This is a genomic window from Enterobacter sp. SA197 (genome assembly GCF_054131575.1).
Window position 1 is genome coordinate 2,065,368 of the sequence record NZ_CP096393.1, and the last position, 14,416, is coordinate 2,079,783.

Here is a 14,416-nt window from a genome sequence, read left to right on the forward strand (position 1 = left end):
AGGATTAACGTTTCACAACCTTGATTGTCTGCGCGAGGCGTGACGGGTTTTCTTCAGTTGTCTTCTGCGCTTTCGTAGCACAGGCAGACTCCACGCACACGAAGTTTTTATAGCCGTCATCGGGCATATCGGCCATGCTCTTAGCCAGTGCCGGGCCAGGGTTCCAGCCGACCACATTATAGTGATGGTGATGGACCACTTCGATAGCGCGATTGAGAGCGCCGTCATGAATGATGCTACAGGCTTCCGGGTTCAGGTAGACGCGGTCGGTACGATCCGGGAAGGTTTGCACGCCATCGGTTAAGGCGTCTTCTTTTGCATCATTGACCTTATCAATAAAACGGTCGCCCAGGCCGCTGACTTTCACGGCATGGATATCCCCTACGTTGAAGTAGGTGTGCAGCGCAGAGTGGGTTTCAAACTCGCCGTGCGCTTCCAGTTCGATTTCACAGGTTTTGCCGAGCTTAAAGCGCGCAAGCAGAGTGAAGTCGTGTTCCCAGTACTGACGGGACGCGTCGCTGCTTTGAAGTTCAAAGGTCAGCACCACGCCGTTATCGTCTTCATTATGGGCTTTCAGTGTCCACGGCAGATTACGGGCAAAACCGTGAGCCGGCAGTCCCTGCTTCGCTGCCGGACCGAACCACGGCCAGCAGATAGGCACGCCGCCACGCAGGGCGACGCCAGGTTTAAAAGGCGTGTTGTCGCTTAACCACAGAACCTCATCTTCACCCTGCGGCTTCCAGGAGAGAAGATGTGCGCCGTTGAGTGCGACGGATGCTTTCACCATCGGATGATCGACAACAATAATATCAAGTTCGTCATTTAAGCGGCGGGAGAGGGTAGGGGTAATTTGTTCGACAACCGGGAGAGCAAAAATTGTGTTTATCATGGTGCAATCCTTCGTTAGCGTGACACTAAAACAAAAAAAGGCGACCGAGGTCGCCTTTATAGATCAGAATCTCATCTCACTTATTTGGAGATGTGAGCGATCAGGTCCAGAACTTTGTTGGAGTAACCGGTTTCGTTGTCGTACCAGGAAACCAGTTTCACGAAGTTGTCGTTCAGCGCGATACCCGCTTTAGCATCGAACACGGAAGTGCAAACTTCACCGTTGAAATCGGTAGAAACCACGTCATCTTCGGTGTAACCCAGAACGCCTTTCATTGCGCCTTCAGAAGCCGCTTTGATCGCTTTCTTGATTTCTTCGTAAGACGCTGCTTTTTCCAGACGAACGGTCAGGTCAACAACAGAAACGTTCGGAGTAGGAACGCGGAACGCCATACCAGTCAGTTTGCCGTTCAGTTCTGGCAGAACTTTACCAACAGCTTTCGCTGCACCGGTAGAAGACGGGATGATGTTCTGGGATGCGCCACGACCGCCACGCCAGTCTTTATGAGACGGGCCATCAACGGTTTTCTGGGTTGCAGTGGTCGCGTGAACTGTAGTCATCAGACCTTCGATGATGCCGAAGTTGTCGTTGATAACTTTAGCCAGCGGTGCCAGGCAGTTGGTGGTGCAGGATGCGTTAGAAACGATGTCCTGGCCTTCGTATTTGTCAAAGTTAGCGCCTTTAACAAACATCGGGGTGTTGTCTTTAGAAGGACCAGTCAGAACCACTTTTTTCGCGCCAGCAGTGATGTGCTTACGAGCAGTTTCGTCGGTCAGGAAGATACCGGTAGCTTCAGCAACAACGTCAACGCCGATTTCGTTCCACTTCAGGTTAGCCGGATCTTTTTCAGCAGTTACACGGATGGTTTTGCCGTTAACAACCAGGTGGCCGTCTTTCACTTCTACGGTGCCGTTGAAGCGGCCGTGAGTGGAGTCATATTTCAGCATGTACGCCATGTACTCTGCGTCTAACAGATCGTTGATACCAACGATTTCGATGTCAGAACGTTCCTGAGCAGCACGGAAAACAATGCGACCGATACGGCCAAAACCGTTGATACCTACTTTGATAGTCATATATTCCACCAGCTATTTGTTAGTGAATAAAAGGTTGGCTGTAAAATTACAAAAACCTTACGCAGCGTCAAGCGGAATCGTGTCAATCATTGCGACAAATCATATTCCGCCTAACCTTTGTTCGACTGATTCGTCCCACTCTTCCCATGAGCATTCTCCCCTAATGGGGACGCCGCCCCGAATTTTAAAGGTCACGCAGGATAAAAATGTGAGCAACATCACAATTACCCCTCCGGGTGCCAGGCGCGCTTAAGTTTAGAACAAAAGTTAGTTCTTCATTGTTAATGTTTTGTTAGAATCTACAGAGTGTAATATGCGTTCTTATTGCGAGATGTGAGCCTATGACGACGAATTCTTCTCAGGACGAACTGAAAAAAAATCTTACAGAAATGCAGTTCTACGTGACGCAAAATCACGGCACCGAACCCCCTTTCACCGGGCGGTTACTGCATAACAAGCGGGAAGGGGTTTACCACTGTTTAGTCTGTGACGCCGCACTGTTTCAGTCCCAAAGCAAATTTGATTCTGGCTGCGGCTGGCCCAGCTTTTACGAGCCGGTTGCCGACGGTGCTATCCGTTACATTAACGATTACTCTCACGGTATGCAGCGCATCGAAATTCGCTGTGGAAAATGCGATGCCCACCTGGGGCATGTTTTCCCCGATGGCCCGCAACCTACCGGGGAACGTTACTGCGTTAACTCCGCTTCCCTGAGCTTTTCTGACGATGAGAATGGCGAACAGATCAAAGGTTAACGAATCGATTCAGCAATTATTCCACTGGAGCTAATTAATTATGGATCTTGATCACGTCATTAACAGCATGACGCCGGAAATTTATCAGCGTCTCGTTACGGCAGTGGAGTTGGGAAAATGGCCCGATGGCGTCGCGCTGACGCCTGAGCAAAAAGAGAACAGCCTGCAGCTGGTGATGCTCTGGCAGGCAAAAAACAACACACAGGCACAACACATGACCATCGACACGCAGGGTCAGATGGTGATGAAAACCAAACAGCAGCTCAAGGAAGAGTTTGGGATTGGTTCGAAGCCCATCGCCACTCTCAAGATCCAATAACGCGTGTGAAAACGGTCCGGCCAGAAGGCCGGACGCGAAGATTACGCCTGGGTTTCCAGCCAGTCCGCCAGTGTGTATAAGGTCGCGCCTTCGGCGGCCATATCCATAAAGGCCTGTGCGCTGTCGCGTGCGTTCAGATTCACACCACGGCAGCCATCGGTTATCACATTGACCTGGTAACCCAGTTTTAGCGCATCCAGCACCGTGTATTTCACGCAGTAGTCGGTGGCCAGACCGAGCACGGTGAGCACACTGATAGCATGCGCACGCAACCAGTCATCCAGTGCCGTTTTTTGCCGATGCCCGTTATCGAAAAACGCGCTGTAGCTGTCGATAGCCGGGTTCTCACCCTTATGAATGATTTCACTGATGTCTGCACGGTTGAGCAGGGGGTGCAATTGCGCCCCTTCGCTATGCTGGACGCAATGATCCGGCCAGAAGGTTTGTGGCAAACCCTCTAGCTGCCCCTGCGTAAAAGGCTCAACGCCATGCTGACTGGCGAAGCTGCCGTGGTTTGCCGGGTGCCAGTCCTGGGTTGCAATAACCGGCTCATGTCGGGCGTGGCTCCAGTCAATCAATTGGTTTGCCACATCCACCGTGCTGTCGCCTTCCGCTACGGCCAGCGCCCCTCCGGCGCAGAAATCATTTTGCAAATCCACAAGCAGTAACGCACGTTGTTTCATGTCGCCTTCCTTACTCATCAGGGGTCAGTTCGCCCCGCAGATTCTGACTCATGGCTTTACGGATAGCCGCTGCATCCAGATTCTGACTCAGCAGATAATGCAGTTTCGTCAGGGTCGCCTCGACGGTCATATCGGCACCACCAATCACACCGGCATGCGCCAGTGCGTTGCCAGTGGCGTAGCCGCCCATGTTGACCTTACCGGACATACACTGGGTGAGGTTTACCACCACGATGCCGCGATCGCTGGCTTCCTGCAACTCCTTGAGGAACTCACGGTTCTGTGGAGCATTTCCAACGCCGTATGAGCGCAGGATCAGGGCCTTGACCGGCTGGCGTAAAAAGTTGCGCACCACATCGGCAGAGATACCTGGATAGAGGGTCACCACGCCAATCGGCTGGGGTGTTATCGGATGCACACTCAGCGCCCCCTCGCCATGAGGAGCGGGCGGAGTATTAAGACGACGAATGTGGATGCCGGCTTCAAGCAGGGGCGCAAGATTAGGTGAAGCAAAGGCATCAAAACCGTCTGCGTGGGCTTTGGTGGTGCGATTGCCGCGATACAAACGATTATTGAAAAATAACGTCACTTCGCTGATCGGGAAGTTAGCCGCCACGTACAGTGCATTCAGCAGATTAATCTGCCCATCGGAACGTAGCTCGGCCAGCGGGATTTGCGAACCGGTGACGATAACAGGCTTGCTGAGGTTTTCCAGCATAAATGAGAGCGCCGAGGCGGTGTAGGCCATGGTGTCGGTGCCATGCAGGATCACGAAGCCATCGTAGTCGTCGTAGTGGGCCTTGATATCGTCCGCAATATGCAGCCAGTCTTCGGGGGTCATATCCGAAGAGTCCATCAGCGGATCATATTCGTGAATAGTGAAATCCGGCATTTCCGGACGATGGAATTCAGGCATCAGGGCCAGCTGGCGCTGTAAATGGCCGGAAACCGGAACATAGCCGTGTTCAGAACGTTGCATACCGATAGTCCCGCCGGTATACGCCACATAAATTGATTTTTTCTGCATGGTAGAGGATGTATTAGCACAACGTGGGGGGAGTATATACACAGTGAATGATTGATGCAGCGAAAGCCAACAGAAAAGGCGGAGGCTTTCGCCACCGCCCTGGGAGGAATTAGACCGTAAGCGTTATTTGATATTGGCGCAGGTCAGGCAGAACGCATAACGGTTCTGTGGATCGTTAAACGCGGCCAGTTTGTCAGTTTCGGCTTTCACCTGTACGGCTGCGCTGGCCAGCGGTGCAGGAAGATAGGCCTGCAATGCCTGCGGTAACATGGCGCGAACGGAGCCAGACATGCTGTCCATCATCCGGTCAAAGAACGAAGGTTCGTCCTCATACCACTCCACATGCCACTGTTTAAGCTTCGCCAGTTCAGCCGCTTTATTCAGCGCATCATCAAAATCACCTAATCCATCAACCAGTCCGTTTGCTTTCGCGTCCTGGCCGGTCCATACATGGCCCTGGGCGATTTTATCGATCTGCTCCGGGGTGCTGTTACGTGACTTCGCCACCAGACCGATAAAACGTTTATAGCCATTCTCAATACTGATTTGCATCATCTGTGAGACTTCTGGCGTCAGCGCTTTGGTGACACTCATGTCGGCCAGCGGCGAGGTGGCGACGCCGTCAGTGTGCACGCCAATAGCGTCAAGGCTGTTTTCCAGCGTGTTGATTACGCCGAATATGCCAATAGATCCCGTCAGCGTGCTGGCGTTGGCCACAATGTAGTTAGCAGGGGTTGAGATCCAGTAACCCCCGGACGCAGCCATACCGCCCATGGAAACCACCACCGGTTTACCTGCCGCTTTCGCTGCGGCCAGCTCGGCGCGAATCACTTCCGAAGCGCTTACGCTGCCGCCTGGACTGTTAACACGCAGCACAATGGCTTTCACTTTCGGATCCAGACGAGCATCGCGGATTTGTGAGGCGGTGGTATCTCCGCCCACATTGCCAGCCGTTTCCTGCCCGTCCATGATAGCCCCATTAGCAAAGATGACGGCCACCGAATCACCCACATCGCTTCGTGCTTTAAGGGGGTAATCGTAGTAGCTGATGGCACGGAAATGTTTATCTTTGTCATCCCAGCCGAACTGTTTGGTCAACGCTTTTTCAGCGTCAGCACTGGAGCCCAGCTCATCCACTAACTTGTTATTCAGCGCATATTTTGCCGTATCACCATCAACCTTGCGCAACCCATCCAGAATCGCCTGCGCGCCAGGGAAGATCTGTTGCGCAGTGACCTTACGGTTAGCGGCGACTGTATTGAGATAATTTTGCCAGAGTTCGCCAATCCAGCGACTGTCAGCCTCACGCGCCGGCGCAGACATATCGTCACGAATAAACGGCTCAACCGCCGATTTATAGGTGCCAACACGGAAGACATGGGTGGTCACTTTCAGTTTATCGAGCAGCGATTTGTAGTAGAGCCCATTGGTTGCGAAGCCATGCAGATCCACTACCCCTTGCGGAGAGAGCCAAATCTTACTGGCGAAGCTGGCAAGGTAATACTGGCCCTGGCTGTAGTTATCACTCACCGCGTAGACAGGTTTGCCGCTGTCGCGGAATTCACGTAACGCCTTGCCGATGTACTGCATGGAGGGTTGGTCTGCGCCGGCGAAATTTTTCAGGTCTAACACAATACCGGTGATATTGCGGTCGGCCTGCGCCTGGCGAATCGTATCGACGACATCGAACAGTGAGTTTTCCTGTAAAGGATCTGAACCGGCCCCGAAGAACTGACGACCCAGCGTCCCCAGGCGGTTACTGGCGGTCGGTTTGTCCACCACCACGCCGGTAATGTCCATCAGCAACGCGCCACGGCTACTATGCTCCGATTTGCTGTCACTGAACTGCATCCAGACACCCGCCACGACCAGCACCAGCAGAATGAAAATTACGTTGAGTACCAGATTGCGGATAAAATTCAGCAATCGCCAGGTCCACTTGAAAAAACCGGCAATAATGCGCCAAAGGGTTCGCATGCTTTCTCCCTGATAAGTAAGGTCACCCGCTGCCCTGAGCGGGAAGTGTCGTTATCCTAATTACCCTGCAGCGTAATGTCAGCAGGAATCGCCGTCGGTGCTGTAACAAATTCTATGCACGTGTTAATTTTAGGAACAAAATTCACAACAGGAGCTTAACTAATGGATGCACTTGAACTGCTCGTCAACCGCCGCAGTGCTTCCCGCCTGGCCGAGCCTGCGCCGGTGGGTGAACAACTGCAGAACATCCTTCGTGCAGGCATGCGCGCGCCGGACCACGGTACGCTGCAACCCTGGCAGTTTTTCCTGATTGAAGGTGAAGGCCGTGAGCGCTTTAGCCAGACGCTGGAAAAAGCGGCGGTGGATGCGGGGCTGGATGAGAAAGCGCAGGAGAAATCCCGCACCTCACCGTTCCGCGCGCCCCTCATTATAGCCGTCGTCGCGAAATGCGTAGAGCACCATAAAGTGCCCGAATGGGAGCAGTTACTCTCTGCCGGATGTGCAGTCATGGCGATGCAGATGGCTGCGCTCGCCCAGGGGTTTAATGGAATCTGGCGTACCGGCCCGCTTACCGACAGCCCCATTGTGCGCGACGCCTTCGACTGTCGGGCGCAGGATCAAATCGTCGGTTTTCTTTATCTCGGTACCCCGCAGTTGAAAGCCGCTACCACGGTCAGCGTGCCCGATACCACCCCGTTCGTGCGTCATTTCTGAACCCACGTTGTAAATCTGTCTGGATTGTGAGCGAACTGCCGCAATTCAGACAGTCTCGCTTACCACAATGTACTTTGAGCGTTACCATAGCCGGATTGTCCTGACAGGAGATGTCCATGAACGAAAACGGTATTCGTCTGACCCAGTACAGCCACGGAGCAGGTTGTGGCTGTAAAATTTCCCCCAGGGTGCTTGATACCATTCTGCACAGTGAACAGGCGAAGTTTCTCGACCCGAATCTGCTTGTGGGTAACGAAACCCGCGATGACGCCGCCGTCTACGATTTAGGTAATGGCACCTGTGTTATCAGCACCACCGACTTTTTTATGCCAATCGTTGATAACCCCTTTGATTTTGGTCGCATTGCGGCGACCAACGCCATCAGCGATATTTTCGCCATGGGCGGAAAACCGGTTATGGCGATTGCCATTCTGGGCTGGCCTGTTAACACGCTGGCCCCGGAAATTGCCCGTCAGGTGATTGAAGGTGGGCGTCATGCCTGTCAGCTGGCCGGTATTGCGCTGGCGGGCGGTCACTCTATCGACGCACCAGAACCTATTTTTGGCCTGGCGGTGACCGGCGTTGTACCCACCGAGCGGGTGAAGAAAAACAGTACCGCGCAGGCAGGTTGCCAGCTTTTCCTGACCAAACCATTAGGCATTGGCGTGCTCACTACGGCGGAGAAAAAGTCGTTGCTCAAGCCTGAACATCAGGGACTTGCTACCGAGGTCATGTGCCAGATGAACCTCGCGGGCGCAGCGTTCGCGGGTATTGAAGGGGTCAAAGCCATGACCGACGTGACGGGCTTTGGGCTGTTGGGCCATCTCAGTGAGATGTGTCAGGGCGCGGGCGTCCAGGCGCAGGTGTGGTATCAGGAGGTACCTAAGCTGCCGGGCGTGGAAGAGTACATCGCGCTTGGGGCGGTGCCGGGAGGCACGCAACGTAACTTCGCCAGTTACGGTCATTTGATGGGAGAGATGCCGACTGCGGTCCGGGATCTGTTATGCGATCCCCAGACGTCCGGTGGTCTGCTACTGGCCGTGACCCCGGATGCGGTAAATGAGGTTCTCGCCACTGGCGCAGAATGTGGCGTTACCCTCACGCAGGTAGGTGAGCTGGTCAGCGCCCGTGCCGGTCGTCCGATGATTGAGATCCGTTAAACCGATGCGGTTGTTTATTGCAGAAAAACCGAGTCTTGGCCGTGCCATTGCCGATGTGCTGCCTAAGCCCCATCGCAAAGGCGACGGCTATATTGAGTGCGGAAATGGGCAGGTCGTGACCTGGTGCATTGGCCACCTGCTCGAACAGGCGCAGCCGGATGTCTATGACAGCCGCTACGCCCGCTGGAATCTCGCGGATTTGCCCATCGTGCCGGAAAAATGGCGTCTTCAGCCCCGACCTTCGGTGACGAAGCAGATTAACGTCATTAAGCGTCTGCTGGCTGAGGCCACGGAAGTGGTTCACGCAGGCGATCCGGACAGGGAAGGGCAACTGCTGGTGGACGAGGTAATTGATTATCTTGATCTTCCGCCCGCAAAACGTCAGCAGGTGCAGCGCTGCCTGATAAACGATCTTAACCCGCAGGCCGTTGAGCGCGCGATATCTCGCTTACGTTCCAACAGTGAGTTCGTGCCGCTATGCGTTTCTGCCCTGGCCCGCGCCCGCGCGGACTGGTTGTATGGCATTAATATGACCCGCGCTTACACGCTCCTGGGACGTAATGCCGGTTATCAGGGGGTGTTATCCGTGGGGCGCGTCCAGACGCCATTGCTTGGCCTTGTGGTACGGCGCGACGAAGAGATAGAAAACTTCGTGGCGAAGGATTTCTTTGAGGTCAAAGCCCATATCGTTACGCCTGCCGGAGAGCGCTTTACCGCGCTCTGGCAGCCCAGTGAAGCCTGCGAGCCGTATCAGGATGAAGAGGGCCGTCTGCTTCATCGCCCACTTGCCGATCATGTGGTTAATCGCATTGCCGGGCAGCCTGCCCGGGTCACCGGATATAATGATAAACGGGAATCAGAACCGGCACCGCTGCCGTTTTCACTCTCGGCATTACAGATTGAAGCTGCCAAACGCTATGGGCTCAGTGCGCAAAACGTCCTGGATATCTGTCAGAAACTGTATGAAACCCACAAGCTGATTACCTACCCGCGATCGGACTGCCGCTACTTGCCAGAAGAACACTATGCCGGGCGCCATGCGGTGATGAATGCGATAAGCGTACATGCCCAGGGCTTACTGCCGCAGCCTGTCGTTAACCCGGATTTGCGCAACCGAAGCTGGGACGACAAAAAGGTCGATGCCCACCATGCGATTATCCCGACCGCACGGGCATCAAAGGTCAATCTGACCCACAGCGAAGCCGATGTTTATAACCTCATCGCTCGCCAGTATCTCTTGCAGTTCTGCCCTGATGCCGTCTTCCGCAAATGCCAGATTGATCTGGATATCGCTAACGGTAAGTTCATTGCTAAGGCGCGTTTTCTGGCAGAGGCGGGCTGGCGTGCTTTGCTGGGCGGCAAAGAGCGTGATGAAGAGAACGACGGGACGCCGCTGCCGGTGGTCGCCAAAGGCGATGAACTGCTATGTGAGAAGGGGGAGGTGGTTGAGCGTCAAACCCAGCCGCCGCGCCATTTCACAGATGCCACTTTGCTCTCGGCAATGACCGGGATTGCGCGTTTCGTGCAGGATAAAGAGCTGAAGAAAATCCTGCGCGCCACGGACGGTCTCGGAACGGAAGCAACCCGTGCCGGCATCATTGAGTTGTTGTTTAAGCGTGGTTTTCTTAATAAGAAAGGGCGTTACATCCTCTCAACCGATGCGGGAAGAGCGCTAATACACTCGCTACCTGAGATGGCGGCCAGGCCCGACATGACCGCACACTGGGAGTCGGTACTCACGCAAATCAGTGAAAAGCAGTGCCGGTATCAGGATTTTATGCAGCCGCTGGTTGGCACATTGCACGAGCTTATTCAGCAGGCGCGTAACACCCCAGCGCAACGTTTCAAGGGGATAGTGGCCCCAGGCGGCGGGAAGAAAAGGGCCGCCGGCAAGCGTACCGGGCGAAAATCTCGTGGAGATGACACCCCGGCGCCATCGCCTGCTGGGTGATGCGGATGTGGCGTTCACTTCCGTGGAATTGCCCAAAAATGGCGTAAAATTGCCCAATTTGCAGGAAGACGTGATCCTTGCGTCTTCCTGTCACTAAAAAACAGGATTATGATGCGCGCGAACACAGACCATTTAGTAGCAGGACTGGAAAATGAGCGAGCAAAAACCCGTAGAAAATAGCGTAGTAAAAATCCCCACCACGTTGCGCAACGCACGAGCCGAAAGTCACGACAGGCTCTTTAACGAACTCACCGCCGATGAGCAAATCGCCATCATTCTTAAACGCCATCGGGAAATCGTCTCCTCGCTGGTTGCGCGAGCGTGAAATAAAAAGGCCCGGTGCGCAATGCACACCAGGCCTGATATTGTCTGGCCGGGAAGCGTCGAGCCACCCGGCTTAAATAGTTAAATCAGCCCCTGACCAATCATCGCATCGGCCACTTTCACGAAGCCGGCCACGTTTGCGCCCTGAACGTAGTTCGTCTGTTTCGCTTCGCCACCGTACTCCACGCAGGAATGATGAATATCCAGCATGATGTGGTGCAGACGCGCATCCACTTTTTCCGCTTTCCAGCCAAAACGGGCGGCATTTTGCGCCATTTCGAGGCCGGATGTGGCGACACCACCAGCGTTCGCTGCCTTACCCGGTGCGAAGAGAACACCGGCCTCCAGGAACAGATCGGTCGCGGCGATGGTGGTTGGCATGTTCGCCCCTTCGGCAACCGCTTTTACGCCGTTGGCGATAAGCTGACGGGCCGCCTCCTCATCGAGCTCATTTTGCGTTGCGCACGGCAGCGCAACGTCAACCGGAACGGACCACGGCTGCTGGCCTTCAAGATAGTGCAGGCCAAATTCCCGGGCGTAATCTGCTACGCGACCGTGCTGCTGTTCTTTAATCTCAATCAGGCGTGCCAGCTTCTCTTTAGTAAAGCCGGCTTCATCGACCACTGTACCGTTGGAGTCGGAGGCGGTAATCACGCGTGCCCCCAGTTCCAGCGCTTTTTCAATAGCATATTGTGCCACGTTACCGGAACCGGAAACCGCAACACGCAGGCCTTCAAAACTCAGACCGTGGCGTTTTAACATCGCTTCGGTGAAGTAGACCAGGCCATAGCCGGTGGCTTCCGGGCGAATCAGGCTGCCGCCGAAAGAGAGCCCCTTACCGGTGAAGACACAGGCTGTGTTGTTAGACAGCTTTTTCATCATGCCGGCCATAAAGCCAACTTCACGCGCACCAACGCCCATGTCACCTGCGGGCACGTCAGTATCCGCGCCAAGATGGCGGTAGAGTTCCGTCATCAGAGACTGACAGAAGCGCATCACCTCAGCATCACTTTTCCCTTTTGGATCGAAATCACTTCCGCCTTTACCACCGCCCATTGGCAGGGTGGTCAGGGCATTTTTAAAGGTTTGTTCGAAGCCGAGGAATTTAAGAATAGAAAGGTTAACGGAGGGATGGAAGCGCATGCCACCTTTGTAAGGGCCAATGGCGGAGCTGAACTGGACACGCCATGCACGGTTAACCTGCACCTGATTTTTATCATCTACCCACACTACGCGAAACTGGATCACACGCTCAGGCTCTACCAGTCTCTCCAGCAGGGAGAGCTGTCGGTAACGCGGGTTTTGATCAAGGAAAGGCCACAGAGTGGTCATGACTTCACGAACGGCTTGAGCGAATTCGGTCTGGTGCGGATCGCGCTTTTGAACGTGGGAAAGGAACGATTCAAGAGTGCATGTCTGTTCCATAGATATAAGAGCCTCTTATGTCAGATGTCGGATGTTATGTTTTTTATAGCTGCCAAAATTTCAGCGTTTTTCGACTATAACATCTGCAATATGACGTTAAGCAAGCAAAAATCCGCCTATGTGACGAAATTAATGAAAGGTCGAGGGTCATAATTAAAAGCGATGACAGAAGAAATAGCTGCTTTGAAATAGAGATCCGTTATAGTTATTAAAGAATCAATTCAGGAAGAAAATATCATGAAGCCAATGCAGTGGGTGATAAGTGGTTTATTAATAATCGCATCCTTTGGCGTGCAGGCTGAACGACGTCTCTCACCGGATGTGGAAGTCAACGTTCCGCCCCAGGTGTTCAGCTCGGGCGGTCAACAGAATGCTCAGCCCTGTAATCAGTGCTGTATTTATGAGGGGCAAACCTATTCTGAAGGTGCGGTCATCAAAACCGAAGGCATATTGCTGCAATGCCAGCGTGATGAACGCACTATCTCAACTAATCCTTTGGTCTGGCGGCGTGTAAAACCTTAAATGCCTCAAGCAGGGGGATATCTGCCGGAGCCAGGGGCCAGTTGCGCGCCTCATCCGGTGAGCACCAGACCAGCGCGGCGTGATGATGACGGGTGAGGGTGCCGGTAAAGACCGGCACGTGCCAGGCATGCAGAGTAATGATGCGCCCGGAAACCTCACGCTGGTGGCTTGCAATATAATCACCAACGGTGGCCTCAATACCCAGCTCTTCACCTAGCTCGCGAACCAGCGCCTGCGGCTGCGTTTCACCGGGCTCTACTTTACCGCCGGCAAATTCCCATAAGCCTGGCTGATCGCCCTGTTCAGGGCGCTGTGCCAGCAGAATGCTGCCGTCACGCTCAATGATTGCGGCGACGACGTCGATTGTCTTTAGCATGTTGCTCCGTTTTTATTCTTTTGACTCCACTCGTACCAGCCGCCGTCATATACGGCGATACGCGACCAGCCCATCGCGCGGGCACATAAAAACGCCAGCGAGGCCCGCCAGCCAGTGCCACAATAAAAGGCGACGTGCTGATCGGAGGTGATGTGATAAGCCGCCCACATGGCGGTTATTTCCTCTGCGCTTCGCAATGTGCCATCCGGGTTTAAAAAATCGCCCATGCCATCTTTGCCCTCTCCCGCGTGTCCCCAGCGGGCGCCGGGAATGTCCCCTTTTTCTGCGATGTAATCATAGCCGCTGATCTGCCCGGTATGCTCCTGCCAGCTTCTGACGCTCACCAGCGAGGCATCCTGACGATGTAAGAGCGCTCGCGCCTGCGCCATTGTCACCATCAGTTGCGGACACCGCGGCACGCCCAGAGCAGCGTCAAGGTTATGGCTGGTAGTCATGGGGGGTACGGTTGCCCGAGGAAACGCCTGCGCAAATGCGTCTCCTTCAAGCAATCGCACGTCGGCCACGCCAGCATACAGCAGGATCTGCGCCGCGCGCGCCGCCGCCAGCAGATGGCGGCTATAGAGTATCACGGTAGTATCACCGCCAATGCCGTGACGGGTGAGCACCCTGGAAAGTTGGTTCGCTGGCACGACGTTCCAGAAAGGCCCGCCTTCAAGTTTGCCAATATCAAGACAGGCAGCCCCGGGAATGTGAGCATGACGTGGTAACGGCGTTCCATCCGAGATTATCTCCAGCACCCGCCACGCGCCAGCGGGTCTCTCTGCTACAGGTTTGCCCTGCAAAAGCTGGTGGAGCCACTGGGGGCAGGGGCGTTGCGCAAAGCCTGGCAATCGGCGAAGGCGGGCCGGATCGGTGAGGGCGTCAGCGAGCGTTGACACGGCCTGAAATCCGATTCTGCGAAGACGATAACTGAGCGCGTGATGCTCACCACCATAGAGCGCCAGTGGCATCGCAGGAGTGAGCGCATGCCTGCTGAGCCAGCCACTTAAAACCTCATCATCCATTATATCAAGCCAGCGCGTGGCAAGGTTAAGGGCGCCGGGTTCATGACCTGAGGTACCGTGTACCTCATCAGGCCAGCCGTTAAAAATGGCGGCCGGGCGAGTGTCGATAATGGCCCCGTGCTGCTGCTGAATCTGTAAACAGGTAAGGAAGTGCTGCATGGCGGCATCTCGTAAGAAGCGGCAATCCTCTGAC

Annotated in this window: 15 protein-coding genes; 7 read left to right on the top strand and 8 right to left on the bottom strand. The window is 54.4% G+C overall.

Translation table 11 applies throughout. The features are described 5' to 3' along the window. Positions 1–4: 4 nt before the first annotated feature. Both M1D91_RS09490 and gapA read right to left on the bottom strand, forming a co-directional pair. Entirely contained in the window at positions 5–889 is an 885-nt protein-coding gene (locus M1D91_RS09490) for a D-hexose-6-phosphate mutarotase (protein WP_437430352.1), read from the bottom strand. An 80-nt stretch (positions 890–969) separates the two neighbouring features. Next, positions 970–1,965 carry a glyceraldehyde-3-phosphate dehydrogenase gene (gene gapA, locus M1D91_RS09495; RefSeq protein ID WP_041851661.1) on the bottom strand — a complete coding sequence of 332 codons (996 nt, stop codon included), beginning with the start codon at positions 1,963–1,965 and terminating at the stop codon, positions 970–972. Positions 1,966–2,306: 341 nt separating this feature from the next. On the opposite strand from gapA, the gene msrB reads away from it, so the two are divergent. Together msrB and M1D91_RS09505 are read left to right on the top strand one after the other, a co-directional pair. Next, positions 2,307–2,720, top strand: a complete 414-nt coding sequence (msrB, locus tag M1D91_RS09500; protein WP_437430353.1) for a peptide-methionine (R)-S-oxide reductase MsrB — start codon at positions 2,307–2,309, stop codon at positions 2,718–2,720. A 40-nt stretch (positions 2,721–2,760) separates the two neighbouring features. Next, the gene (locus M1D91_RS09505) at positions 2,761–3,039 is read left to right on the top strand and encodes a YeaC family protein (protein WP_437430354.1); all 279 of its coding nucleotides are present in this window, start codon (positions 2,761–2,763) and stop codon (positions 3,037–3,039) included. A 41-nt stretch (positions 3,040–3,080) separates the two neighbouring features. Here the strand turns inward: M1D91_RS09505 and pncA are convergent, their stop codons facing one another. The 3 genes from pncA to sppA all read right to left on the bottom strand — a co-directional run bounded on the left by pncA (position 3,081) and on the right by sppA (position 6,726). Then, positions 3,081–3,722 (bottom strand): bifunctional nicotinamidase/pyrazinamidase, encoded by a 642-nt coding sequence (pncA, locus tag M1D91_RS09510; RefSeq protein ID WP_437430355.1) that lies wholly within the window; start codon positions 3,720–3,722, stop codon positions 3,081–3,083. A 10-nt stretch (positions 3,723–3,732) separates the two neighbouring features. Then, a complete protein-coding gene (gene ansA / locus M1D91_RS09515; RefSeq protein ID WP_437430356.1) occupies positions 3,733–4,749 on the bottom strand; it encodes an asparaginase in 1,017 nt (338 codons plus the stop codon). Positions 4,750–4,872: 123 nt separating this feature from the next. Then, the gene (gene sppA / locus M1D91_RS09520; RefSeq protein WP_437430357.1) at positions 4,873–6,726 is read right to left on the bottom strand and encodes a signal peptide peptidase SppA; all 1,854 of its coding nucleotides are present in this window, start codon (positions 6,724–6,726) and stop codon (positions 4,873–4,875) included. A gap of 162 nt (positions 6,727–6,888) precedes the next feature. Here sppA and M1D91_RS09525 point away from each other — a divergent pair, with 162 nt between their 5' ends. The 4 genes from M1D91_RS09525 (at position 6,889) to M1D91_RS09540 (ending at position 10,876) form a co-directional block, all read left to right on the top strand. Further along, complete coding sequence (locus tag M1D91_RS09525) at positions 6,889–7,440, top strand: NAD(P)H nitroreductase (RefSeq protein ID WP_437430358.1); 552 nt, start codon at positions 6,889–6,891, stop codon at positions 7,438–7,440. A gap of 116 nt (positions 7,441–7,556) precedes the next feature. Beyond that, positions 7,557–8,600: a selenide, water dikinase SelD gene (selD, locus tag M1D91_RS09530; protein ID WP_437430359.1), complete on the top strand. Its 1,044-nt coding sequence runs from the start codon at positions 7,557–7,559 to the stop codon at positions 8,598–8,600. Between the two features lie 4 nt (positions 8,601–8,604). After that, positions 8,605–10,551, top strand: a complete 1,947-nt coding sequence (locus tag M1D91_RS09535; protein WP_437430360.1) for a DNA topoisomerase III — start codon at positions 8,605–8,607, stop codon at positions 10,549–10,551. 151 nt (positions 10,552–10,702) lie between these two features. Then, positions 10,703–10,876, top strand: a complete 174-nt coding sequence (locus M1D91_RS09540; RefSeq protein WP_437430361.1) for a hypothetical protein — start codon at positions 10,703–10,705, stop codon at positions 10,874–10,876. A gap of 80 nt (positions 10,877–10,956) precedes the next feature. Here M1D91_RS09540 and gdhA read toward each other — a convergent pair whose 3' ends face one another. Continuing rightward, positions 10,957–12,300: an NADP-specific glutamate dehydrogenase gene (gene gdhA / locus M1D91_RS09545; RefSeq protein ID WP_437430362.1), complete on the bottom strand. Its 1,344-nt coding sequence runs from the start codon at positions 12,298–12,300 to the stop codon at positions 10,957–10,959. 246 nt (positions 12,301–12,546) lie between these two features. Here gdhA and M1D91_RS09550 point away from each other — a divergent pair, with 246 nt between their 5' ends. Further along, positions 12,547–12,822, top strand: a complete 276-nt coding sequence (locus tag M1D91_RS09550; RefSeq protein ID WP_437430552.1) for a DUF1496 domain-containing protein — start codon at positions 12,547–12,549, stop codon at positions 12,820–12,822. On the opposite strand, the gene M1D91_RS09555 is transcribed toward M1D91_RS09550, so the two are convergent. Together M1D91_RS09555 and M1D91_RS09560 are read right to left on the bottom strand one after the other, a co-directional pair. Further along, positions 12,788–13,198, bottom strand: coding sequence for a pyrimidine (deoxy)nucleoside triphosphate diphosphatase (locus M1D91_RS09555; RefSeq protein WP_437430363.1), 411 nt, complete (start codon positions 13,196–13,198; stop codon positions 12,788–12,790). The genes M1D91_RS09550 and M1D91_RS09555 overlap by 35 nt on opposite strands. Next, the gene (locus M1D91_RS09560) at positions 13,192–14,382 is read right to left on the bottom strand and encodes a sulfurtransferase (protein ID WP_437430364.1); all 1,191 of its coding nucleotides are present in this window, start codon (positions 14,380–14,382) and stop codon (positions 13,192–13,194) included. Before M1D91_RS09560 ends, M1D91_RS09555 begins: the two co-directional genes overlap by 7 nt. Positions 14,383–14,416: the final 34 nt, after the last annotated feature.